Source organism: Paenibacillus sp. Y916 (genome assembly GCF_056786435.1).
This window is the reverse complement of sequence record NZ_JBXCJA010000004.1, coordinates 333,816-358,042: the sequence shown is the minus strand read 5'-3', so window position 1 is coordinate 358,042 and position 24,227 is coordinate 333,816. Positions and strand designations below refer to the sequence as shown.

At 41.5% G+C, this 24,227-nt stretch carries 21 protein-coding genes; 18 read left to right on the top strand and 3 right to left on the bottom strand.

All coding sequences use genetic code 11. The annotated features are described in order from the left end of the window. Nucleotides 1–93 precede the first annotated feature (93 nt). The gene (locus AC1TO9_RS12390; protein WP_482059306.1) at nt 94–5,133 is read left to right on the top strand and encodes an S-layer homology domain-containing protein; all 5,040 of its coding nucleotides are present in this window, start codon (nt 94–96) and stop codon (nt 5,131–5,133) included. 65 nt (nt 5,134–5,198) lie between these two features. Here the strand turns inward: AC1TO9_RS12390 and AC1TO9_RS12385 are convergent, their stop codons facing one another. Continuing rightward, nucleotides 5,199–5,684, bottom strand: coding sequence for a glutathione peroxidase (locus tag AC1TO9_RS12385; protein WP_482055339.1), 486 nt, complete (start codon nt 5,682–5,684; stop codon nt 5,199–5,201). Between the two features lie 250 nt (nt 5,685–5,934). On the opposite strand from AC1TO9_RS12385, the gene AC1TO9_RS12380 reads away from it, so the two are divergent. From AC1TO9_RS12380 to AC1TO9_RS12315, 14 genes are all read left to right on the top strand, one after another. After that, a complete protein-coding gene (locus AC1TO9_RS12380; protein ID WP_482055659.1) occupies nt 5,935–6,213 on the top strand; it encodes a hypothetical protein in 279 nt (92 codons plus the stop codon). A gap of 76 nt (nt 6,214–6,289) precedes the next feature. Further along, nucleotides 6,290–6,706, top strand: a complete 417-nt coding sequence (locus tag AC1TO9_RS12375; protein WP_482059305.1) for a thiol-disulfide oxidoreductase DCC family protein — start codon at nt 6,290–6,292, stop codon at nt 6,704–6,706. A gap of 31 nt (nt 6,707–6,737) precedes the next feature. Continuing rightward, a complete protein-coding gene (locus AC1TO9_RS12370; RefSeq protein WP_482059304.1) occupies nt 6,738–6,992 on the top strand; it encodes a hypothetical protein in 255 nt (84 codons plus the stop codon). Between the two features lie 13 nt (nt 6,993–7,005). Next, nucleotides 7,006–7,389 carry a VOC family protein gene (locus tag AC1TO9_RS12365; RefSeq protein WP_482059343.1) on the top strand — a complete coding sequence of 128 codons (384 nt, stop codon included), beginning with the start codon at nt 7,006–7,008 and terminating at the stop codon, nt 7,387–7,389. A gap of 139 nt (nt 7,390–7,528) precedes the next feature. Beyond that, complete coding sequence (locus AC1TO9_RS12360; protein ID WP_482055341.1) at nt 7,529–8,683, top strand: P-loop NTPase family protein; 1,155 nt, start codon at nt 7,529–7,531, stop codon at nt 8,681–8,683. Beyond that, a complete protein-coding gene (locus AC1TO9_RS12355) occupies nt 8,676–9,926 on the top strand; it encodes a TadA family conjugal transfer-associated ATPase (RefSeq protein ID WP_482055342.1) in 1,251 nt (416 codons plus the stop codon). Before AC1TO9_RS12360 ends, AC1TO9_RS12355 begins: the two co-directional genes overlap by 8 nt. Next, a complete protein-coding gene (locus AC1TO9_RS12350) occupies nt 9,923–10,744 on the top strand; it encodes a type II secretion system F family protein (RefSeq protein ID WP_482055343.1) in 822 nt (273 codons plus the stop codon). Before AC1TO9_RS12355 ends, AC1TO9_RS12350 begins: the two co-directional genes overlap by 4 nt. A 14-nt stretch (nt 10,745–10,758) precedes the next feature. After that, the gene (locus AC1TO9_RS12345) at nt 10,759–11,631 is read left to right on the top strand and encodes a type II secretion system F family protein (protein WP_482059303.1); all 873 of its coding nucleotides are present in this window, start codon (nt 10,759–10,761) and stop codon (nt 11,629–11,631) included. Between the two features lie 13 nt (nt 11,632–11,644). Continuing rightward, nucleotides 11,645–11,839: a Flp1 family type IVb pilin gene (locus AC1TO9_RS12340; protein WP_482055345.1), complete on the top strand. Its 195-nt coding sequence runs from the start codon at nt 11,645–11,647 to the stop codon at nt 11,837–11,839. Next, complete coding sequence (locus tag AC1TO9_RS12335) at nt 11,829–12,494, top strand: TadE/TadG family type IV pilus assembly protein (protein WP_482059302.1); 666 nt, start codon at nt 11,829–11,831, stop codon at nt 12,492–12,494. The genes AC1TO9_RS12340 and AC1TO9_RS12335 overlap by 11 nt, the downstream gene beginning before the upstream one ends. 20 nt (nt 12,495–12,514) lie before the next feature. Beyond that, entirely contained in the window at nt 12,515–14,860 is a 2,346-nt protein-coding gene (locus AC1TO9_RS12330; RefSeq protein ID WP_482059301.1) for a hypothetical protein, read from the top strand. Beyond that, the gene (locus tag AC1TO9_RS12325) at nt 14,829–15,794 is read left to right on the top strand and encodes a pilus assembly protein (RefSeq protein WP_482059300.1); all 966 of its coding nucleotides are present in this window, start codon (nt 14,829–14,831) and stop codon (nt 15,792–15,794) included. The genes AC1TO9_RS12330 and AC1TO9_RS12325 overlap by 32 nt, the downstream gene beginning before the upstream one ends. A gap of 66 nt (nt 15,795–15,860) precedes the next feature. Beyond that, nucleotides 15,861–16,376 carry an A24 family peptidase gene (locus tag AC1TO9_RS12320; protein WP_482059299.1) on the top strand — a complete coding sequence of 172 codons (516 nt, stop codon included), beginning with the start codon at nt 15,861–15,863 and terminating at the stop codon, nt 16,374–16,376. 15 nt (nt 16,377–16,391) lie between these two features. Then, nucleotides 16,392–18,161 carry a DUF6382 domain-containing protein gene (locus AC1TO9_RS12315; RefSeq protein ID WP_482059298.1) on the top strand — a complete coding sequence of 590 codons (1,770 nt, stop codon included), beginning with the start codon at nt 16,392–16,394 and terminating at the stop codon, nt 18,159–18,161. Here the strand turns inward: AC1TO9_RS12315 and AC1TO9_RS12310 are convergent. Next, nucleotides 18,146–19,042, bottom strand: a complete 897-nt coding sequence (locus AC1TO9_RS12310; protein WP_482059297.1) for a TIGR01777 family oxidoreductase — start codon at nt 19,040–19,042, stop codon at nt 18,146–18,148. The two genes, AC1TO9_RS12315 and AC1TO9_RS12310, sit on opposite strands and share 16 nt — an antisense overlap. Before the next feature lie 169 nt (nt 19,043–19,211). After that, on the bottom strand, nt 19,212–19,682 hold the full coding sequence (locus AC1TO9_RS12305; protein WP_482055352.1) for a DUF2621 domain-containing protein: 471 nt from the start codon (nt 19,680–19,682) through the stop codon (nt 19,212–19,214). A 124-nt stretch (nt 19,683–19,806) separates the two neighbouring features. Between AC1TO9_RS12305 and AC1TO9_RS12300 the strand changes: the two genes are divergently transcribed. From AC1TO9_RS12300 to AC1TO9_RS12290, 3 genes are all read left to right on the top strand, one after another. Then, entirely contained in the window at nt 19,807–20,934 is a 1,128-nt protein-coding gene (locus AC1TO9_RS12300; RefSeq protein WP_482055353.1) for a deoxyribonuclease IV, read from the top strand. Nucleotides 20,935–20,977: 43 nt separating this feature from the next. Next, complete coding sequence (gene purU, locus AC1TO9_RS12295; RefSeq protein ID WP_482055354.1) at nt 20,978–21,877, top strand: formyltetrahydrofolate deformylase; 900 nt, start codon at nt 20,978–20,980, stop codon at nt 21,875–21,877. Between the two features lie 341 nt (nt 21,878–22,218). Next, nucleotides 22,219–24,180, top strand: a complete 1,962-nt coding sequence (locus AC1TO9_RS12290; RefSeq protein WP_482059296.1) for an ABC transporter substrate-binding protein — start codon at nt 22,219–22,221, stop codon at nt 24,178–24,180. Nucleotides 24,181–24,227 lie beyond the last annotated feature (47 nt).

Genomic DNA, 24,227 nt, shown 5'->3' with positions numbered 1-24,227 from the left:
TATCAAATACTTATAAAATCTATTTTGTAAGCGCTATCTAAAAGATGTTTACTCCGTACTATCAATAATAATACTTAAAGTAGAGGTGACCCAATGAAGAAGAAATTGTCTAAACGTTTGCTATCCATCACAATAAGTCTCGCGATGGCATTTGGTATGGTTCCTTTGTATGCGGTTTCAGCGGCGGGTGATGTGAATGTTGGGATTGTGAATGCGGGGTTTGAAGAGGGTCCGGTGAATGGTGAAATTCCAGGTTGGAGTAAGGACCCAGCAACGGTAGGACTGATAGAACTTAGTTCTATACAAGCAAAAGGTGGTTCCAATAGCCTACATCTACACGATACTGACAGCGATCCTCTGTCTCCGGGATTGCGCGTGTTAAGTGATAATATAGCAGTCACACCGGGAAGTGAATATACAGTTCAAGCGTCTGTATATGTCGTACAGCAAACAGCAAGTATTGTTCATGAGGTTCAATATTTCGATACAAATGATAAAGAAATCACACCACGGCAGCAGATACTTAATTCTAATAAAATCCTGAAGCTGAATGCTTGGAATGAGATGGTGAATGTCTCTACTGCTCCAGTGAATGCATCTTATGCAAGAATCGGTTTCTATTCAGGTAAGCCAAGTTTGACGGATGCTTATTTCGATGATGTATCGATGATTGGACCAGCGACGCCAGTAATACCAGACCCAGAACCAAATCCAGGACAACCGGCATCGGGACTTGTTAATCCAGGGTTCGAGATGGACTTGGTTGGTATGGAAATCCCAGGTTGGGCTGTAGATCCTAGTACTGAAGCATTCGGAAGTATTGGACTTAGTAGTGCGTACTCAAGAACTGGGAATAACAGTTTACTTTTCGAAGATAAAGTAAACGGTACAGCTCCTAATGGTCACTTTAGAATGCTAAGTGATCCGATCTCAGTGTCAGTAGGAGATATGGTTACATTCGAGACTTATGTTTATAAAGTTGCTGCAGGAGATCAAACTGCGCAAATCCAACCTGTCATTCATTACTACGATGCGGGAGGAAATAGTGCAAAAATAAATGATTTTGAGGGATATGGTGCCAATACTATCCCTGTGGGACAATGGAAGGACATAAAAATCACTCGTGAAATCCCGGCTAATACAGCTTATATTAAAGTAGGATTGTATTCTGGTTTTCCAAGCCTTACAAAGTTATATGTGGATGATGCGAGTATAATTATTGAACCTAAATCACCTGTGGTAACTCCACCTGCAGAAGATGTTGCAGCCGAAATCCCGAATGCTGGATTTGAAGAGGCATTGATAGCTGGTGCGATTCCAGGCTGGAGCCTTAAAGATGGTCCTGTGGGATCAATTGAATTAAGTACTTCAGTAGTTAAGAGTGGAAAGAATAGCTTATATTTTCAAGATAAGAGTGATGCGACAGGTTCACGAGTGTTAAGCGACAAGTTCGCAGTTATACCAGGCGAGGCATACATTGCTAAAGCTTTTGCAAACGTAGTCAAGCAATCACATAATATCGTTTACGAAATTTACTTTTATAATGATAAAGATACTCAGATTGGATTCAAGCAGGAATTGTTTGGAGCATTAGCATTAGGTAACAATCAATGGACCGAGATGCGGGTATCTACTAATAAAGTCCCAGCAGGAACAGCCTACGCTAGAGTTGCTTTTTATTCAGGAGGAATTAGTATAACTGAAGCCTATTTCGATGATGTTTCATTCGATATAGTGCCATCTGAAGTACCATTAGATCGTAACTATCATGCGCCATTTAATCTTGGTCCAATGGTTAGCGTGAGCCTAGGTCAAGCAGGAGCTATTCAAGAAAATGCTTTAGGTGAGAACGAGGTATATTTCCATTCGAATGGGTTGCCTGGTACATTCACAGTGTTAGATGCAGAAACAGGTAAGATGAAGTTTACAGAGGAAATTCCAAATACAGAAGCATTGTGGGCCATGACAATCGGACCAGACAAAAATGTTTATTTTGCAGGGACTGGAGATGCAAGATTGTATCGCTACTTACCTGTAGATAAGAAAATAGAATCGCTAGGAGCCAACCCATCTGATTCATGGGTATGGGATCTTGAAGCAACTGCAGATGGTAAAATATATGGTGGTACGTATGCTGATAAAAAAGAAGGTAAATTATTCGAATATGATATTGCAACCAAACAATTCCGAGATTATGGTAGCGTTATGAAAGGTGAAGATTATGTTAGAGGTATAGCAGTAGACGATAAGTATATCTACGCTGGTTTAGGATCGAATCTACACTTGTTTAAAGTTGATCGTGTGACTGGGGAGAAAACAGAAATTAACATCCCAGGCTATACAGGCACGAAAGGCGGAATTATTGCAGATGTATTCGTAGTCAATAACAAGCTGCTTGTTTCAGTTAGTACTATTAATATGGTAGTTATGAACATGGATACCTATGAGATTGAGCATACATTCCAGTATAGTAATATGATCTCAGAGCCGGACCCTGCAGATCCTAATCTGATCTACTATAAGGATGGGACAAAGTTTTATAAATATGATTTCAGTACAAATAAATCTTCTGAGATCATCCTTCCCGTGCCACTTCCTGATACAACACGTGTAAAAGATATGCAGTGGATAAAGATGAAAAGTGGAGAAAAGATAGGGAAAACAGTGTTGGCTATGATAACTCAAATTGGGGAGTATATTTTATATGATCCTTCTGATAACTGGCTTTCGTTTATTGAACTTGAAGTATCAGCACAGCCTGTTAGAATTCAAGCTATTGAAAGAGGCCCAATGGATGGAAGAATTTATCTCGGTGGTTATCAACGGGGAATGAGTATTTACAATCCCTTTACTAACACAATCGATACGAATATATCTTCATTCGCACAACCAGAAGGCATTGGATTTTTGAATGATTATGTGTACTACGGGACTTACGTTGCTGCCATCATGTATCGCTTTGATCCAACGAAGCCTGTATCACTGAATGCTAATCCTGAATTGGTTTATAGTATTCAACACCATCAAGATAGACCGTTCGCCCTTACTTCTGGGGATAATAAACTGTTCGTCGGCACTGTTGCTGACTATGGTATTCTAGGTGGGGTATTAGCGATCTATGATGAAGTGAAGGATAAATGGACACAGTTCAACGATGTTGTTGAAGATCAAGCTATTATTGGTCTAGCTTATAAGGATGGGCTACTCTACGGAGGTACGACGGTATGGGGTGGTTTAGGTTCTGTTCCAACCAAATCGGAAGCGAAACTCTTTATTTGGGACGTAGAAAATGGTAAGAAGATAGACGAAATAGCACTTGATATTCCTGGTATTGATGAGACACCGAAGATGATCGGTGAGCTTTCATTCGGACCAGATGGTCTATTGTGGGGTGTAGTAGATGGCACGATCTTCGCCATGGACGTCACAACCAAAAAGATAGTTAAAAGTAAAGTCATTCAACCAAGTGTATACAATACTAGTAAGTGGAAACCATTTGACCTGCAATGGGCCCCTGATGGTATGCTGTACACGACATTATCTCGCAAATTGATCGCTATCGATCCAGAGACATTGTCTTACAAAATAATTGTGGATACATTCATGAATGATATGTCCATTGGTATCGACGGTAGTATCTATTATGCTCTTGATGCCGGAACAACCATGTCTCGTATTGCAGTACCAGAGACAGATGCAACCCTATCTGCGATAACAGTAAATGGTGTGCCCCTTGAAGGATTCTCGCCAGGAGTATTGAAATACAAGTCCAAACTTAGTCCTGAAACGGTTGTGCAAGCTACTGCAACTCAAGCGGGAGCGACAGTGACAACAGAAGTTCAGGCAAAAGAAGAGAAAACAGTGATTACTGTAATAGGAACAGACGGTAAATCAACATTAGTGTACACAATTCATTGGAATGAAGTAGGTACGATTGATCCAGAAAAACCTGAAACGCCAGAAACCCCGGGACCAGGTAGTCCGTCGGGTCCAGTCAATCCACCAACAACAACGGGTAAGACGGATCCGAACACACAAACTGTAAGTGGGAGTAGTTTGAAAGTGAATAAGCAAGGTGTCGTATCTGTTGAAATTGAGAAAGGTAAGACAGCGGTGCTACTTCCAGTGAATGCGGGGGATATCATCAAAGATCAATCCATCGTCTTGACGAGTGATGAGATCACGGTTGAGCTTGCTCCGGAAGTGTTAAATCAATTACAAAAGCTAGCATCTTCAGAGAAACTACAGGATGCACAGATTAAATTATCCTTCGATGCCGTTACAGATTCATCGAAGCAAGCAATGCTTGATAAATCAATAAATAGCAACCACGCTAATATCCAAGCAGCGGGTGAGATCTATGACTTCAACCTATCGATCGTAGGTAAAGATGGGAAAGAAGTAAGTCCAGCTAAATTTGCAGAACCGCTAACTCTAACGTTAAAGGTAAACGGAGATGTGAATCTTGATCTAGTGGGGATCTACAAGATCGAAGATGACGGTACTTTAACTTATATGGGTGGAACAATTGTAAACGGCCATATCAGTGCTGAAGTTCAATCTTCTGGTAAGTATGCAGTATTGGAATTTGATAAATCCTTTGGTGACGTTCCAACAAGTCACTGGGCTGCAGACACGATTAAGAAAATGGCTGCAAAGTTGATCGCCAAAGGCGTAAGTGATACAGACTTTGCACCTAGTGAGAGTGTAACAAGAGCAGAGTTCGCTACCTTTATGGTTCGCGCATTGGGATTAGAGGTGAAGGGAACAAGCGAATTTGCAGATGTAGCAGCTGGGCAATGGTATGCTTCATACGTAGCGGCTGCGCATGAAGCAGGACTTGTTAATGGAATGAGTGATACGCAGTTTGCGCCGAATCGTACCATTACAAGAGAAGAGATGGCTGTCATGTTACTTCGTGCATATGAACTGCAGAAAGGTAACACATCAGATGTATCTCAGACTAAGCCAATAGCTGACCAAGCAAGTATAAGCTCGTGGGCAAGTGCTTCGATAAAGACGGCACTTGAACTAGGATTAGTCAATGGTCGTGGGAATGATCAGTTCGTTCCGCAAGGACAACTGACTCGTGCAGAATCGATGCAAGCCATTCTCAATATGCTAAACAAATAATTTAGACAATAGAAGGCCTCACTCGTATCTTTACGGGTGAGGCCTTCTATATTTCAGAGAATAGTTCAATGATTCTTTAATAGATCTTCAATGACAATTTCAATTTTATCTGGTGCAGTGGATGGAGCGAAGCGTTCGAGAACCTTACCATCACTATCGACTAGAAACTTGGTGAAGTTCCATTTGACTGCTTTTAAACCTAGAATGCCAGGGGCTTCATCTGATAAATGTTGAAATAATGGGTGGGCGGTCTTCCCTTTTACATCTATTTTCTCGAATAAAGGAAAGGTGACTCCGAAGTTAATTTGACAAAACTGCTCAATATCGTCGCTATTACCTGGTTCTTGTTCATTAAATTGATTACTAGGGAATCCTAAAACCTCAAAATCTTCGTCTTTGAACTTCTCATAGAGTGCCTGTAGTCCTGTGTATTGAGGAGTAAAACCGCATTTGCTTGCGGTATTAACGATTAAGAGCACTTTACCTTCATATTTGGATAGAGAAATCTCTTCGCCACGGATTGTATTCACTTGGTAATCGTATATATTCATCCATTTCCCCCCTAACAATAATGATATGATTCCGATACATATTCAACACTCTGAATTATACAGTATGTCAACAAATCATGAACGGAAATATAGTTAATTCTTCTCGGTTGTCTACTATTGTCTACTCATGGGGAGAATTAGTGGTATAATAAATTGACATCAAGTTGAAAATTAATTAGAATGTCTAAGTACTTGTTGGATGTGTCGGAATAAGATTGTGTTAGCAAATTTAATATAATGGGTGATAATGATGTCTTACAGACCGATCATTTCGAATGTAAAAGAAGCAAGCAATAATGAGAAAGATGGATTGTATGAATTCATCTTCTACATGGCTGATGGAACGGAGTGTCGTACGTTTTATGATCGTTATCCCGTATGGAAGATGACGAATATTACAAGACTGCAAAAGACGCCTTGTCCTGTATGTCGCAAAGATTTCATTTGCAAATGTATGGAAAGTTTCAGAGATACGTTACAGCAACAAGTCGACGATAATCAATGGCTTGAGAAAGCTATTGTCAAGTAAGAGTTGGGTTGCTAAAGAAAAGAAGCGTGGGAAATCATCCTACGCTTTTTTCTATATCGGGTGCGGGGGGATGTTTGTGAAAAAGAATCATACGGACACATCTTCAATTGTGCTTATCGATGGTGAATGCCTTTTGTGCCAAGGTGCTACGAAGTTTATTATTCGGCATGATCCTGCTGGGAGATTTCACTTTGCTTCTTTACAGTCGGATACGGGTCAGAAATTGCTTTCCAAGAGTGGATTGCCGGCAGACTTTATGAGTGGTTTTGTCCTAATTGAGGACGATCGATATTTCACACAATCAACTGCTGCTTTACGTATAGCTAGACAATTACGAGGTCTATGGCCGCTTACATATGGTTGCATCATAGTACCTAGAATGATAAGAGATAGCGTATATCAATATATAGCTAGAAATCGGTACCGTTGGTTTGGTAAGGCGGATCAATGTATGTTACCAACACCAGAATTAAAGGGTAGAATGTTAGAATAGGTGTGAATTAGCCGCGGGGAGAGGTTATTTTGTGAAATACATCTTGTTGGTGATCGTTGTATGTATTGTTATATTGATCTTGGCGTTCAAAGCGTTGGGAACTAAGAAATCGAGCGGAAATGTCGTTAAATTTCAGAAGAAGCATAGTAAGCCAGAATTACAGAAATGTACTTATTGCAAAAAAATGAGTAAATTAACTTTCTACGCAAGTGATGAGGGCAGCGTGATAGGTGTTTGTAAAGAGTGCAAACCAAAGGCTGATTCTCGAGAAATGAATCCTATATAAGGAGTGTGTAATGATGATTGAGTTCGTTCGGATACATCATGTGAGTTTGGCGGTAAGAGATCTAGAGAAATCAAAACAATTCTATTCAGAAACCCTTCGATTTCGTGAAATAGAACGTCCTCCTTTTAGCTCTAACGGGGTATGGTATGCAGTTGGTGATCAACAATTACATCTTCTTGAACATCCGAAGGGTCAGACATTACGGGATCAGGGGATTGATACGACGGATGGACATTTTTCCATGTGGGTCCAAAGTTACCAGAAGACGATAGATTGGTTAGACAAGAACGGAGTTCATTATGAAGCTCGACCTGAGAGTGTAGCTGGATTTGCTCAAATATTCATTCTAGACATAGATCATAATATCATTGAATTATCGGCTGATTATGGATCTTAATAATTTATACTTGCTGACTGGAACTAACTGTGATATTCTAACTGTAAATTAATCGATCGTAAACGGAAGCACCGTTTAACAACCGCGTAACTGCGTTTGTTGAACGGTGCTTTTTTTTGTTTCATTGGAAGGAGAATGAATGATGATTCCTACTAAAGTAGTGTTGGCTGTACAGGAGAGTGAATATATTGAGCCACTGCTTCGCTACGTTCACAGCAGTGAATATGGCGATAAGATGAGGATTGTTGCTTTTACTGAGGTGGATCAATTTATGAAGTATATGAATGGCAGAGAACGGCCGGAAGTAATCGTAGGAGAGATGGCATTTCTAGCGCCCTGGTTGGAGCAAGGTGAACAGACTGTAACATGGATCGTTTTAGATGATATGGGACAAAGTTCGTTGCAAGGACCTGTTCTTGCGAAATATCAACCGCTCCCTCAACTGCTAGATTCCGTTCTACATCTATCTCGAAGAAATGGTGTTATAGCATCCTCTCGAATCTTGGGTCAGACGACGATGGTTGGCATACTTTCTGCCGTTGGAGGAAGCGGCAAGACAACGACAGCTCTGAATATAGCTAAGCAGTTAGGGGCTAGTGGATTGTCCGTGTTCTATCTTAGCTTAGAGACGATGAATAGTAGTGCTGTGTTTCCAAGGCAGATTAGGAGCGGTGAGAGCGGTAACGGTCTTTCACGTCTACTGTATGAACTGAAGGCCGCACAGGAAACGAAAGATTATTCGTGTATTTCAATTCCAACTTATGTTGTCCATCACGAAGGGATCAAGGCAGATATGTTCGAACCGCTCATTAATATTAAGGAATGGCTCCAGATGAGTAAGAGCGATGTATTTCAACTTATGAAGTTGATTGCGGATAGCGGTCAATATGATGTCATGGTTGTGGATACAGATAATGGTGCAGGAGATCGATGTGAGGCGGTAATGGAAGCTTGTGAAAGTCTCGTATGGCTTCTACTTGATGATGTGATCAGTATGCATAAGAGTGGACAATGGCTATCTTTTATGGAGAGAAGTAACCCAACTTTATATCGTGACATGATGTTGAAAAGTAAATTTATTGTGAATCGTTATGTTGGAAATCTTGCGAATACACTCCCATCTATTGTAGAACAAATTGATGGAGTTCTCCCATACATCCCTTCTTGGAAGCAAGTAAGTCATGAGGAGATTCTATTGAGTTCCCCAATATTTCAAAGAGATATTCTGAATCTATGTAGAGAATTAGTAGGAGATCTTGTTCCTGCTACGGGCGGAGGGCAATCCCATGGATGAAGAGATCTTCAAACTCATGCGCAGTACTATACGCTCAGGTCTAGATGTGACATCAGCGGTAGATGATGCTGAATTAATGAGCTATATCGAACGGACGGTATTGGGACACAAGGAATTGCAGGATCTGACCGCGTTAGAGAAGCGTACACTAGTCCGGCGAATATATGACTCATTCCGAGGATTGGATGTTCTTCAGCCTTTAGTGGACAATCCGTCCATCACGGAGATTATGATCAATAGTCATCAAGATATATTCATTGAACAAGAGGGGGAAGTCAGACGGACTGGACAGCAATTCGAGTCACAGAATCGTTTGGAGGATATTATTCAGAGTATCGTGGCGGGCGTGAATCGTGTAGTGAATGAATCATCTCCGATTGTTGACGCAAGATTGAAAGACGGGTCACGTGTCAACATAGTCCTGCCGCCTATTGCTCTGAAAGGTCCTACGATGACGATCCGGAAGTTCCCAGAGAAGCCGATGACGATGGATGATCTTGTTAGACGTGGTGCATTAAGTGAGGAGACGGCTGTTTATCTCCAAAGGTTGGTCGTAGGGAAATATAACATATTCATCAGTGGGGGGACAGGATCGGGGAAGACGACGTTTCTCAACGCTTTATCCCAGTTCATTCCGGTAGATGAGCGTGTGATTACGATCGAGGACTCAGCAGAGTTACAGATAGTAACTGTTCCTAACTTGGTTTCGCTTGAGACTCGAAATGCCAATACAGAAGGAAGGGGAGAAATCACCATTCGTGATCTGATTCGGTCATCTTTACGGATGCGTCCGAATCGAATTGTGATCGGGGAGGTTCGAGGGAGCGAGGCTTTGGACATGCTGCAGGCGATGAACACTGGGCATGATGGATCGCTCTCAACCGGTCACGCAAACAGCACTAGAGATATGATTAGTCGTCTTGAGACGATGGTGCTCAGTGGGGCTAATCTTCCGATTCTCGTCGTTCGTCAGCAGATTAGCTCGGCCATAGATATTCTAGTTCATCTATCTAGGTTGCGTGATCGTTCAAGAAGAGTGACGGAAATTAGTGAGGTGTTGGGTATGGAGAACGGAGAGGTACAACTGAGTCCGCTCTTTCAATTTAAGGAGAGGGGGGAGAAGGATGGAAGAATTATAGGGCAACTAGAATCCTGTGGGTTCACTTTACATCATGTTGATAAGCTACGTATGGCAGGTCTTGAAGATGCCGTTGTGAAAGAAGGTGAGGAGGTCAAGCTATGAGGTTGGCGACGGCGAAGTCGAGAACCATTAGGGACACTAATGAAATAGATCAACAAGGAAGTGGTATGCTACCGACACTCCCTGACTACAGTAGTTATGAGCTAAGTATGTTGGAACGAGTCTTATGTATTGTGATCGGGGCCATCATATTTTATGGTATTGGGTATTTATTTTATCATCAATGGATTGTCTCGCTGTTGATAGCGTGTAGCGGATGGTTTATTCCTGGTTTTTGGAGACAGCATATGCTGGATCGTCGTCGTGTTGCAATGAACTTACATTTCAAACAAGCGTTATTCTCCTTGTCATCATCTCTTTCGGCTGGTCGATCTGTAGAGAATGGGTTTAGGGAGGCAGTTGCGGATCTACGAATGCTGGATCCCGACGCGGAGAATGATCTCATTATGGAACTGAACATTATTTGCGCTCGAATGGAATATGGCGAACCGATTGAGGATGCATTACAGGATTTCAGTCGACGTGCATCTATGGAAGATATCACGAACTTTGCCGATGTATTCACAACATGTAAGAGAACAGGTGGTGATCTGGTCGAAGTCGTACGCCGAACATCTAACATAATTGGTGAGAAGCTAGATATCCAACAGGAGATATCCGTTATGATTGCTCAGAAAAAGTTTGAATCCAAAGCGATTCTGGTTGCTCCGATCTTCATGATATGTTTCATGAATGTATCATCGCCTGACTATATGCTTCCAATGTATAGCGGTGTTGGGTTCATTATAACGACATTCTCATTAGCGGTATTGGGAGCTTGTACGATCTGGATTACGAAGATTATGAATATTAAATTGTAGGGGGAGGTGATGTATTGATTATCTTATGCGTTGTGATCTTGATTTTGCTAGTGAGTAGTTGGCTGGTGTTGAACTACCTTAGTGGGGGGAAGTATCAGAAACTGAGGAAGATTCCTATGGAGGGGTTACGACTAAGCAAGATGGTGAACCCAATGTTATATATTCTAGACAGATTGAGGATAACGACAAGGTTTCCGTTCTTCTTCTATAAAGTTCAACGCTCTATTCAGAAAATTCATGGCATGAGATATAGTGGCGAAATGACACTGCTCTATTTAGGGGAGATGATGTGCTACAGCTGGCTGTTGCTAGGTTTGGGTAGTGTTATGTCGATAGGGATGGGAGATAACACAGGGTTAATTCTAGGGGCTGGTCTAGCCATTCTCTTGCCAGCGGCAATGGTGAAAGACCTTCACAGACAGGTTCAAGTTCGCGATCAAGATATATTGCTAGAACTTCCGGAGCTATTGAACAAAATTGTATTACTCGTTGGAGCAGGTGAAACGGTGCAGAAGGCGATTGCTCATTGCGTTGAAGTTAAGAAAGAAGAACGGGATCATCCTCTGTATAAAGAATTGATACGGATGGTTGGAGATTGGGATAGCGGGTACTCATTCCAACAAGCATTTGAAAGCTTCAGTAAACGATGTGCATTACAAGAAGTATCGATTTTCACGACGACTGTTTTGTTGAATTTTAGACGTGGAGGTAATGATTTTGTGTTGGCACTGCGCGATTTATCACGAACATTATGGGAGAAACGCAAGATGATCACTCGTACTCGCGGTGAACAAGCGTCTTCTAAGTTGGTATTTCCAATGGTCGTTATATTTATGGTAGTTGTTGTTCTGGTTGGTTCACCCGCAATGATGATGATGAATATGTAGGAGGGATGATGACATGTTAACGAATGTATGGGGGAAAGTGAAGGGGTTTTGGCAAGAGGAAGAGGGATTAGGAATGTTGGAGATGATCTTGATCATTGCAGCAATCGTTGTGATTGCTGTGGTTTTTAGGGATCAACTTAAATTAATTGTTGAGAATCTTTTGAAGAAAGTCAGTGCAAAAAGTGAAACTTTTATTAATGAAAAATAAACTCAAAGGCAACGAGGGAAGCTTCACGCTTGAGGCTTCCCTTGTTATGCCTATCATATTAATGGTGACGATAATACTCATGTTCTTTTGTATGTACATTTATCAACAGTCAATATTACAACAAGTTGCTTCTGCTGCGACAGAGAGATCAGCGTATAGCTGGGATAACAGCCATAAGGAATACTCTGATGGGGCTTTTCAACAGGGGCAATATGATTCGCTGTATTGGAGACTGACAGATGATAGGATGCTGGGAACGATGTTCGGCTGGGCAGGTGCTAGTAATGAGGAGTCTATTTCTCTACCCGAAGGTGAGATATCAGGATCGCTGCCAACTGCGAAGCTATCCAAAGTAAGCATACTTGTGACAGGTGAAATAAACGGGAAGATTTCTTATGAGAATAAACTGTTATTGCGAAAAGTGAGTAGCGAATTACACCAGCTCATCAACTTGCCTCCATTAGATCAGATATTATCGGGTGGATCCGAATTAGAAGTGAGTGCACAATCTATCATCGTTGAACCTGTAGAATTCATTCGCACGGTAGATCTAATGAGATATTATGGTGCCAAATTCAAAGGAGCTAGTGGCAGTGCTACGAATAAGGGCGACGCTGGTCAAGTATTGCAGAAGTACGGATCTAAGAGTAAATAAAGGAAGAAAGGGGGAGTGGCATGTTTGGTAAATGGCATGCAGATCAGAGGGGCTCAGTCTCCATTTTTCTTATTTTGATTCTAGCCGTTGTATTTAGTTTTGTTGCTGTGTTTATTGACTACGCTCGAATTGCTGCAATGAAAGTTCAAAGTGAGCGACTAGTACGGTCTGCAGTTCGCTCTGTGATGTCTGCTTATGAACCAGAATTACAGCAGGAATATGGAATATTCGCCTATGGAGAGAGTAATGGAGATCAGATTATGTCCGGGGTATTGAATGGAAGTATAGATCATGGTGACCGAGGAGATGCATTCTCTTTGCTTAATCTCACATTAGATTCATCCTCACTGCAGATGGACCGTATGCTCGGAGAATACGAAGTATTCAATCGTCAAATTAGCGAAGAAATGAAATATAAGGCACCTATTGATTTCACGCTAGAAATATTGAATAAGTTCAAACCGTTATCTCAATCCATGAAGGAAGCTTCGAACACGATGGATGTACTTAGAAAATTACAGAAGCTGTATGACAAACGAGAAGATGCATTAGATGAACTGATAGCGAAGCAGAAAAAGACTGCTAAAAGCGTAGAAACTATACCCAATCTGATCATAACTCAAGCTACTAATCACATCTCTAATCAATCATTAGGGGGTAGCATCGATTCGGGTGCTGATATTGCGGCTCAATATGATGACTATGTTGCCACAGCAATCGTGCTGGAGCAAAGAATCGCCGATAAACAAAACAGGCAAGATAACACCAACAGTGACAGTGATAGTGATAGTGATAGTGATAGTGATAGTGATGACGATGAGGATAACGATAATGACGACGAAGATGAAGAGGATAAGATTATAAATATACTTACGGATTTAATTAGTAGATATCATCAAGGGGCTTCGAGCTTGTTGTCTAATGTATCTAATAAGCAAAGTTCATCGCGTTCAGATCATATGAAGATGGGACCTCAAGCGCTTGAACTTTGGGAGGAAGCATACAACATGAATGAACAAATGAAACAAGTGATCGCGGAGTCCGAGAACCGCTCAGTCGGTGATGGATATGACCATGTATCACGTGAAGATAGCCCTGGAAGTACAGACATAGGTACTGAAGATGCGGATGCCATTCGAAAAATTAGAGAACAAACTCAAAGTTTAATCCTCTCCGAAACGTTGTTGCAAGATCTCAAGCAGGGGATTGAAGATCAGACTATGGAATTTCAGATAGTAGATAGTGGGATAACTTCTTTTAATACAGCATTGGGAATGGCTTTTGGCCAAAGTGGTAGTAGTGATCAAATGAAGTCAACTGTTATTCAGTCAAGGAACAATGTAGACCAGTACATGCAGAAGTATGTAACATCCGGTGCGGGAAATATTCTTGATTCAGCACTAGGTAAGTTAGAAGAGAACCGTTCCTCTGATAAGGAGCGCAAGTTAACGGAGAAGAAATCTAAGGCGAAATTGAAGGATGCAACGAACATATTATCAAGTATTAATCGATTGAATGAGAAAGCACAGGGATATATGGAAGAATATCGTACACTACAACAATATTATGATGAAAGTATTACATTTAATAAACAATCAGTAGATGGATCATATCAAGGGGCTGAACTGGATAGTGATCCTTACGATGCTAGTAAATCAGCTATGGACGATGTGGATGATTTATATGGTTCTATGAGTGGCATGTTGTCAGGATTACAAAATGAATTTTATCAGAATGAATATGCTGCGCTTTATTTTCATCATTTTGATATCACTCGTCTGGGAGATATCGTAAGTAACCCGGATAGTTCAATTGGAGATGAATTAGTAGAGCAACTAAGTGTCCATAATCAGGAGTTAGAGTATATTCTATATGGCTTTCATAATCCCGTAGGCAATATATCTGCCGCTTACGCAGAAATATTCGGAGTGAGACTAGCCATACGAACGATGGAAGGTTTAGTGAAGAGTAGTAAGTTGGGAAATCCCTTATTAATTCTCGCTACGGGATTATTGTATGGGATTGAGATGGCTATCGTAGATATGATTCAACTGTGTCACAAGGGATCAATTGAGTTATCGGCCTATGTAAAAGTGGAGATGACTTACCGCGATTACTTGAGAATGTTCCTCTTTATTCATAGTAATAATGAGAAGAAGATGTCGAGAATGCTATCATTAATCCGGTTTAATACAGGAATTAATCCTAATGAGAGAGCGACCTATTCCTCTGGTGAAGTTGTGTTCGGTATGAGGCTGTGGTTTCTTCCGGGAGTGATGAGAATGATCGGTTCTAATGCAAACAATGAAGATAAAGTGGAAGGAAACCGTTACTATGCTACTAAGAAAGCGGACTTTTCCTATTGATCGATTGAAGAATGAAAAAGGTAGTATCGTACTTGAAGCTGCTTTGGTATTTCCCTTCTTTATCTTTTTCATTGTTTTTCTAATCTATATTGTTCAAATGACATTGATATCCACTGCGCTCCAAAGCACCGTATCCGATACCGTGAAGATGGTGTCTTCCCATATGTACCCTATTGCTTTAATGGTAGAGAAAGAGGTTCCATCAGAGGAAGATAAGGACTCGCAATTAACTGGGAACTGGATCATACCTAAGCTATCTGTGACAGATTGGGTATCTCAGTATAGCAACTCCCTCCCTCCTCCGTTATCACAATGGATGATGGATGCTGCAACAAAGGGAGATGAGCCTTTACAGGAAGTGAAGAATAATATGGCGGAGGCTGTTCTTGATCCTGTCGTTAAGCCTCTACTTAAGCCGTTCATACAAAGTGATTACTTAAGCTATGATCGGATTCATATTTCTAATATATATCTTCCTGATATGAAGACTAGAGAAAATCCGTATTTCGGTATTGAAGTCAGCTATGCGTTACCTGTGAAGGTACCTTTTATCAATAAAGAAATTGTATTACAAGCAAAGGCACAAGAACGTCTGTGGATTGGAGATACTTCGGAGGGAATTGGAGGGGCTGTTGGTGAAGAGAATGCATCTTCTATACAAATACTGGAGAAGCCGAATCCTGCCATTGTCGGAAAGAAGGCTAAGGTCAGGATAAAGGTAGGTCCGAATGCTATGGCGCAATTATCTGTTTTTTATAAGAGTGGTGAGAGTACCGCCAAGTATCTAGGATGGAGTCAGGCAGATGCTAACGGATATATCGAATGGGAATGGTTTGTTGGAACCAATACAACACCGGGAACATGGCCCTTCATTATTACATTAGAGGATGGAGAACGCATGGAAGTGACGTTTACCGTTATTGATCGAGATTAGTATTTTATACTTCGTGATCAAAAGGTGACTTTTTGAACAACAACTTATAGGAAATGAGGAAGAGATGTGGAGATTGCTTTGGTTGGATGCGGACTGCTCGTAGCGGCTGCCTTTATTACTGATATTAAATCGATGAAGATACCGAACAAGCTGACGATCCCTGCTATTCTTTGTGGAATAACCTATCACGTCGTAGCTTCTGGCTGGAATGGAGCGTTGTTTGCTGGCAAAGGATTAGCGGTTGGATTTAGTATACTCTTTGTGATGTATTGGATCGGGGCCGTAGGAGCGGGAGATGTCAAACTATTCGGAGGAATTGGTGCTTGGACAGGAATGATATTCACGATTCAGGCGTTATTGTATTCCATATTATTCGCGGGATTCATTGGGATTATGATTCTGTTGTGGCGAAGAGAGACGCTATCCCGTCTACGAGAAGTAGCGCGTGGAATAGCAGGTTTTTTTCTACTAAAGGATATTGATATATTAAAGAATTGGAGCAAAGAGCAAATTCGTTTTCCATTTATGCTTGCCGTTGTGCCAGCAATGATCTGTGCGTATATCTACGCTATTCCTTATTAGAAAGGGGTGAATAGAATGTTTGGATTAACACAGGATTTCATCCACAATGGTGGTAATTATATGATTCTGGACAGCGGAGAGGGACTTGCTTCATCTGAATTAAACAGAGTACAGACTAGCATGATTACTGCGACAAAGATTCCTCATCTATTACCTCTTCGGTTGAAGGAAATAAACTTCAAGGTGAGTCTCCAGTATGATATTACAGATAAGAAGATGCTAACACATCTACTCAAGAGTGAAAAGTTAACAATGGAAGAATTCTATGTTCTGCTACTTCAACTAGTGGATGCGCTAGAAGAGAGTACTTCGTATATGCTAGATCAGGATAAATATATTATTCAGGAAGATTATATATTTGTGGAGGGTCCTCTTCATATTGGGAAATTATATTTAACGTATTGCCCCATTCAATCATTGAAGAATACAGAATTATTACAGTCATCACTAAGTCAGTTGGTCACAAGACTAATGACATCAGTATCTGAATTACAAGGAAACGGGATTCAAACGTTACTTCAATATATGAGTATTGAGGGGTATGCGTTGTCCGGCATGAGAGGTTTGCTTCTGAATTTGTTAGCTAAGGCTGGAGAGAATTCGCCATTCAAGCCTACTCACAATAGTATGTCTCCATCTCATTTATATCGATCGGATCTTGATCCAACTCCTAAAACCAATTCGATTCTATATCGAACTTCAATACCAACTCGTTCTACTACGCTACATCAGCCTGATCCAGTCCCCCAAGCAGTACCTAAAAGGGCTGAGGGTGTACCTTGTGAACGAAAAGTGAGCTTGTCTGCAGATTCATTTGAGATAGATCGTTATCGTGATAACGATTTAATGGATGAAGATGAAGAAAATGAGCCAGGGCCCATGGCAACATATGTATCTTTGGGTTGTCTAGTCGCTTGTGCTTTAGCATGGCGATATCTTTATATGGCATACCCAGGAACAGGCATGCTAATTATAAGTATATTCGTCACAGGTCTGCTCGGAGTTATCGCATGGATGGGTTGGAAGGGAAAGATTCGGATGCCCATGAAGGGAACGGATACTTCAATAGAATCAGTTGCTCTATTTGATTCAGGAGGATTAGGAGAATCTAGCTTGATCCGAAAAAGGGCATCATTTCAAGTAGAACGTTTAACAGGCTTCTTCGATAGGGCATCATCTAAGGATAAGGAATTGGAACCATCGCGCGAAAGATGGGTATTTCCAGATTCACGAAAGACTGAGCATACGCAAACAGATGATGTAAATCAACTAGAGGATGTGGGCTTTTCTAGTGATGGGGATGTCGAGGCTGATTATTATGCCAAGCTTGGTCACAGAACAGAAATATTATCTTCACCTCGAGTGAATGCAACCGTTTTGTTGAAACCCGAGAAAAGCACAGTTCAGGGAAACAATGGGGCGAATCATCACTCTAACCCCTACCTAGAAAGAAGAGAGACAGGGCAAGTAGTTAAGGGTGAACTAATACATAGTGATTCTGCTCAAGGGAAGCTGCCCCCCGTTGTAATCGAACTGAATCACCCGCACTTCATTATTGGTAGAGCAGCAGAAGTTGCCCAATTTGTAGAAGAAATGCCTGGTACGTCAAGGGCTCATGTAGAAATCTCTAAAGGGAGTGAGGGATACGTCATTAAAGATCTGGGATCGAAGAATGGCACCATTCTAAATAAAGAGTTAATGATTCCCTATAAAGAATATCCGCTCAATGATGGCGATATATTTACGATTGTTAGGGGGGAGTATACGTATCACTTCAGATCTTGAAGGGCATCTTTGATTTCTGGATAAGTAAATTCAAATCCATGCTCAAGAGCTTTATTTGGGATTACTCGCTGACCTTGTAGTAGAATTAGCGATAATTCGCCAACGACTGCCTTTAGCAGAAAGCTTGGAATGGGAAACCAATATGGGCGATGGTAGACAGCTGCGACGGTTCTGCCGAATTGGTCGTTCGTGACGGGTTCTGGTGCTGCTGCATTCACAGGTCCATCGACATCTGGATGAAGGATGCAGAAATCAATTAATCTCACCATATCGGTGATATGGATCCATGACATCCATTGCAGACCACTACCTATTCTTCCGCCTACTCCAAGTCTAAAAGGAAGCTTCATCATCGGATAGGCACCACCATGGCTTCCAAGCACGACACTTACCCGCAGTTTCACTAATCGAACGTCCTGAATCGTATCTGCTGCATCTTCCCATTGTTGGACAACACCTGATGGGAAGTCCATTACACGCGTTGGTGAAGTTTCTTCGAATATTCCATCATTTGAAGTACCATAGATAGCAATGGCAGAAGCCTGAATCACGACAGCGGGTTTATTCTTCAACTGGGAGACTAAATTACTGACAGCTGAGACTGTCTTTAGACGCGATTCGATAATCCGCTGTTTGGCCTTCGTTGTCCATCTTTGGCTGAGAGATGCTCCGGCTAAGTTAACAAGTGCATCCACGTTCTCTAGTAACTCCGGGTGATGTTCTAATTGGTCCCAAGTGATGTGCTCTATTTGAGATTGTATCGTTGTAGTATGTGTAGGAATCTTTCGAGTTATGATGATCAAGTGATGGCCTTCTTTGAGCCAATGTTCTTGTAACGCTTTTCCGATAAATCCCGTTCCCCCACAAATGGCAATCTTCATGATCACAAACTCCCCCTTCCGTCACCTACAAATCACCAACAGTTGCAAAAAGGTCACCTAAATTCAGCGAATTTCTTTCAGCGCTAATTGTAGGTGACCGAAGTACATCTAATAATAGGAGAGCTCTTAGTTTTCACTATTTCCCCAAATGTAACTGTCATTTCAAGTGTTATTTATTTAACAGATGTTCATAAGGCTTGTAGTCAATCTGATTCTTCGTTAGGAACTTCATCAGGAATTTATAATCGCGTGCAGGCGTGGCAACAATGTACCCTCGGATGCAATGGTCTCTTGTTACTTCGGTTGCGTTGCTTTCAACGGCTATTTTACCAATCTCGGCTGCAATGGAGTGTTTGGCTATATCTCGAAATGCGGAGGGTACGGGACTAACTAATGTGTTTAATAGAGCTTTCGATTCGTCTGTCCACATAGGGCGACTCCGCTCCACCCAATAATTCTGCCAATCCAGTTTAGATTTTCCATCGGCTTTGGGAAGCACCTTCAGGAACTTGCGGAACATGAAGAAACCCCCGATACACATCGCTCCGACCATAACAATGGTCCAGAAGGCAATCGAGTTCATGAACCATCTGCTTGGAGTGCTACTTGACAGTAAATTGACCACAAGTGTGGTATTCATATATGTTCACCTCAATGATATTAATCACTAATTAAGCCATTACATTTTGATTATAGCGCATTTCTAGATTTTTTTCGCTATTCAAGTTAAAATAGAGGCTATTCGTAATAAAGGGGGATACAACATGTTGAAAATTGGTTCTCATGTGTCTTTTTCGGGCAAGGGTCTACTAAGTGCTGCAGATGAAGCAAATAACTATGGTTCTAGTTCATTTATGATATATACAGGTGCACCGCAGAATACGCGCCGTAAGCCGATGGAATCGATGTATCTTGAAGAGGGTAAGGAGCAGATGCACAAGAACGGTGTTGAGGAAATCGTCGTTCATGCACCTTACATTGTTAATTTAGGTTCGTACAAAGATAGTATATTCGAGCTTGGTGTTAGTTTTCTACAGGAAGAAATTCGTCGTACACATGCTATTGGTGTGAAGAATATCGTGTTACATCCTGGTGCATATACAGACAAGGATGCTGACTTTGGTATTCAGCGTATTGCTGACGGATTAAATGAAGTGCTCGAAGGTACGAAGGAGACAGATGTTAACATTGCCTTAGAGACAATGGCTGGCAAAGGAACAGAAATCGGACGTAGCTTCGAGGAGCTAGCTCAAATTATTGATAAGGTAAAACATAATGAACGTCTAACGATATGTGTAGATACTTGCCATATTCATGATGCAGGATATGATATTGTTGGTGATTTAGATGGCGTGCTAGAGGAGTTTGACCGGATTATTGGACTATCCCGAATTGGAGTAATTCATTTAAATGATAGCAAGAATCCACGGGGAGCAAGTAAGGACCGTCATACTCCTGTAGGAAGTGGATTTATCGGATTCGATACTATTAACCGAATAGTACATCATGAACGTTTACAAGGGTTGCCTTTTATATTAGAGACTCCTTGGATCGGTAAAGATGCTAAAACTCAACGCCCGATGTATGAAGTTGAGATCGCCATGTTGAGAGGAAATGTGGCTGAAAGATTTGGAGCTGAGTTTCTGAATCAGGTGGATGAACTTCATTCCTATTTCGCTAAGAAGCAAATTAACTCTCGGGAATTTGTTCTAGATACTTGGAACTTGCTGAAGAATGATGCGAAGGCCAAAAAGGCAGATCCTCGTGAACCATTAGAGCGTCTATATGATATGGTGATGCAAGACAATCTTTTCCCAGAGTTAAGTGAAGAAGGTGTAAACCATCGTATTGTAGCATGGTTGGCTGGACGAGATATCCTCACGAACCTTTAGGAATAACAAAGCGAAATTGGAGAGAGCGAGGTCTGTAAATACAATGGAAGTGCATATCAATAAGAGCTTGTCATTATCAGAGAATCCGTACAAAGAGCGTGCAAGGATGCTCATATCATGTCCAGATGGGCCGGGTATTGTTGCTGCAGTGTCCTATTTTCTTCATCAGCATGGAGCTAATATTGTTCAATCTGATCAGTACACGATGGATCCTGAGGGTGGCATGTTCTTCATGCGTATCGAATTTGATCTGACAAACCTAGATCAGAGAATAGCTGAGTTGAAAAAGAAATTTCAAGAGGTAGCTTCAAAGTTTGCAATGGATTGGAAAATTAATAATGTAAGTCGTAAGAAGAAGCTTGCTATCTTTGTTTCAAAAGAAGACCATTGTTTAGTCGAACTGCTATGGCAATGGCAGGCTGGAGATCTCGATGGTGAAATTGCGATGGTCGTTAGTAATCATCCAGACATGAAGGACTATGTGGAGTCTTTCGGCATACCTTATCATCATATTCCAGTAACGGCAGATACGAAGAAAGAAGCAGAGAAACGGCAACTTGAAGTGGTGGGCGATCATATTGATGTCATTATTCTTGCACGATATATGCAGATTATTTCACCAACGTTTATTCAACAATATCAAAATCGGATTATTAATATTCATCACTCTTTCTTGCCTGCTTTTGTTGGAGGGAAACCTTATGCACAAGCCTATCAACGTGGTGTGAAGATCATTGGAGCAACTGCACATTATGTGACAGAAGAGCTTGATGGCGGACCGATCATTGAGCAGGACGTACAGCGAGTGAGTCATCGTGATGACGTGAGAGAATTGAAGAGAATTGGTCGGACGATAGAGCGTGTAGTTCTTGCTAGAGCTGTGAAATGGCATATTGAAGATCGTATTCTAGTTCATGAGAATAAAACGGTGGTCTTCGGTTAAATAAGTGAATAGCTATGTCTGGTCATTTCCTCAGGATTAGGGGCCGATCAGTCAGCTTGCATAGGTAAAGAACTCTCCAATGTAAAGGTTACTGTATTTGATATTGTATTTAGTACATTGGTAGATCCAGAGATTCATAATATACAAAAAGAGGCATTTCGTTCCGTTGGAGCGAGATGCCTCTTTTTGTATATTATGTTAATGTGCCTTATCAGCCGTACTCCCAATATTTGATTGTAAAATGGGTCAACATATTCTTTACATGGATCTAAGCCCTGTTTTACAATCTACAACTATACTAATAGTTGAAAGAGAGAATATTGTATGGAGGAGTTAATTTGATGAAGCCGAAGTTTCTTTATGTTATGTTGATCATCTTTGCCGTTATTGTTGCAGGTTGTGAAAGTAACTCTGCTGAAACCAACATAGTCGAGAACCCAACAGAGACCACGATCGCTAAGGAGACATCTGTCTCTACCACGGGTACGATTTCTAAAGAAGCTCCGATGCTGGAATCGCTTGTTAGCGCAGGCACACTACCGGCTTTGGCTGAGCGTATGCCTACTTCTTCAGATATCATGGTGCAAGAGGTTGTAGAAGAGATCGGGCAATATGGTGGTGATTGGACAATGCCATGGACGGGACCCAGCGACCGTTGGTCTGTTGGTCAACCGACAGAGGAAGCGCTCTTCCGATTTAACCAAGACGGCAGCAAGGTTGAGCCTAACGTGGCCAAGAGCTATGAGGTCAATGCTGATTCTACGGTATTCACCATCCAATTAAGAGAAGGCATGAAATGGTCTGACGGTATGCCATTTACATCTGATGATGTCCTTTTTTATTGGGAGCATATGCTAACGAAAGAAACTTTCGGGAAAGCCATATATGATGCGTACTATTCGGTTGATCCAGTAACAGGCGAGAAGGCGTTGGCTGAAGTGAAGAAGGTTGACGATTACACCTTTACGGTCACTCATAAATATCCGAGCGTGCAGTTCCTGGAGCGTGTTGCAATTGATAATAAGTGGTTCTTCGCGCCGGCACATTTCCAGAAAACTATTTTGCCGGAGTTTATAGGCGAAGAGAAAGCGCTCGAGATCGCAAAAGAATGGGGCTTCGAGGATACGACATCCTTCTTAAAGGAAACGGGCTATTATTATTGGATATATCCGCAAATACCTACACTTCGCGCATGGGTAGCTAGTAATGACCCTAATAGCGAACAGTTCATCATGGAACGTAACCCTTATTTCTGGAAAACAGATACAGAGGGTAAACAGCTTCCTTATATTGATCGCATCGTTGCAACGAAAATTCAAGATCCAAGTCAATCCGTACTGGGCACCTTAGCAGGAGATTTTAATTTAGTCTCATTTGGTGCCAAAGATTTCACCGTGTTGAAGGAAAATGAGCAAAAAGGGGATTTCCGGGTCATTCCTTGGACAACTGCGGCATGGTCAAGCTTAGGAATTCAATTGAATCAGACTACAACGGAACCTAACCTTCGTAAATTGTTCCAAGATATTCGATTCAGAGAAGCACTTTCCGTAGGGGTAGACCGTGTGGAAATTACTGAGATCGTTACGAACGGCATTGCTGAGCCTATACAGGCCTCCGTTCCAGAAGAATTAATAGGTTATCAAGAAGGTTGGGCGAATCAATGGGCTGAATATGATCCGGAGCACGCGAATCAGCTACTTGACGAAATTGGATTAACGAAAAGAGATAAAGAAAATTTCCGTCTATTTGAGGATGGATCAGAATTAGTAATGACGATTACTGAGCCCAGCACCGAAACTGCGTCTTTCCTAGAACTGTTGAAGAAATACTACGAGGAATTGGGAATCAAAACAAACCTAAAGGTAGTAGATGCAGGTACCCATCAAGAATTAAAGTACTCGAATCAGATACAGGCTACTGCGGAGAGTATTGGAGTTGTTAATGTGGCATTCCGTCCAGATACACTTGTACCGCTTCGCGTTCTTACTCCATGGATGGGACATTACGGCTTGTATACATCTTCGGGAGGCACAGAAGGGATTAAACCTGAAGGTGACGTGGCCAAGATTCTAGAATATTGGGACAAGGTCAAAGCGAGTAAAGATGCCGACGAAATCAATCGAATGGGGCATGAAATTATTAAACTTCACCAGAAAAATCAATGGATCATCGGTTACGCAGGACCTACACCAAATTTGGTTGTAGCATCCAATAAGCTCCGTAACGTACCGACGGATGCTGTGTTTGCCGATGAATTCCGATCGCTAGGTCAGGCTCATCCGTCACAATTCTTCATTAAGTAATAACTACACACAGGATAGAGAAGGCAATAAAAGGGTATGAATTCTAC

Coding starts and splice junctions, on each gene's coding strand:
- AC1TO9_RS12390 (WP_482059306.1), top strand. CDS start 94: ATGAAGAAGAAATTGTCTAAACGTTTGCTATCCATCACAATAAGTCTC.
- AC1TO9_RS12385 (WP_482055339.1), bottom strand. CDS start 5,684: ATGAATATATACGATTACCAAGTGAATACAATCCGTGGCGAAGAGATT.
- AC1TO9_RS12380 (WP_482055659.1), top strand. CDS start 5,935: ATGTCTTACAGACCGATCATTTCGAATGTAAAAGAAGCAAGCAATAAT.
- AC1TO9_RS12365 (WP_482059343.1), top strand. CDS start 7,006: ATGATTGAGTTCGTTCGGATACATCATGTGAGTTTGGCGGTAAGAGAT.
- AC1TO9_RS12360 (WP_482055341.1), top strand. CDS start 7,529: ATGATGATTCCTACTAAAGTAGTGTTGGCTGTACAGGAGAGTGAATAT.
- AC1TO9_RS12355 (WP_482055342.1), top strand. CDS start 8,676: ATGGATGAAGAGATCTTCAAACTCATGCGCAGTACTATACGCTCAGGT.
- AC1TO9_RS12350 (WP_482055343.1), top strand. CDS start 9,923: ATGAGGTTGGCGACGGCGAAGTCGAGAACCATTAGGGACACTAATGAA.
- AC1TO9_RS12340 (WP_482055345.1), top strand. CDS start 11,645: ATGTTAACGAATGTATGGGGGAAAGTGAAGGGGTTTTGGCAAGAGGAA.
- AC1TO9_RS12335 (WP_482059302.1), top strand. CDS start 11,829: ATGAAAAATAAACTCAAAGGCAACGAGGGAAGCTTCACGCTTGAGGCT.
- AC1TO9_RS12330 (WP_482059301.1), top strand. CDS start 12,515: ATGTTTGGTAAATGGCATGCAGATCAGAGGGGCTCAGTCTCCATTTTT.
- AC1TO9_RS12325 (WP_482059300.1), top strand. CDS start 14,829: ATGCTACTAAGAAAGCGGACTTTTCCTATTGATCGATTGAAGAATGAA.
- AC1TO9_RS12315 (WP_482059298.1), top strand. CDS start 16,392: ATGTTTGGATTAACACAGGATTTCATCCACAATGGTGGTAATTATATG.
- AC1TO9_RS12310 (WP_482059297.1), bottom strand. CDS start 19,042: ATGAAGATTGCCATTTGTGGGGGAACGGGATTTATCGGAAAAGCGTTA.
- AC1TO9_RS12305 (WP_482055352.1), bottom strand. CDS start 19,682: ATGAATACCACACTTGTGGTCAATTTACTGTCAAGTAGCACTCCAAGC.
- AC1TO9_RS12300 (WP_482055353.1), top strand. CDS start 19,807: ATGTTGAAAATTGGTTCTCATGTGTCTTTTTCGGGCAAGGGTCTACTA.
- purU (WP_482055354.1), top strand. CDS start 20,978: ATGGAAGTGCATATCAATAAGAGCTTGTCATTATCAGAGAATCCGTAC.
- AC1TO9_RS12290 (WP_482059296.1), top strand. CDS start 22,219: ATGAAGCCGAAGTTTCTTTATGTTATGTTGATCATCTTTGCCGTTATT.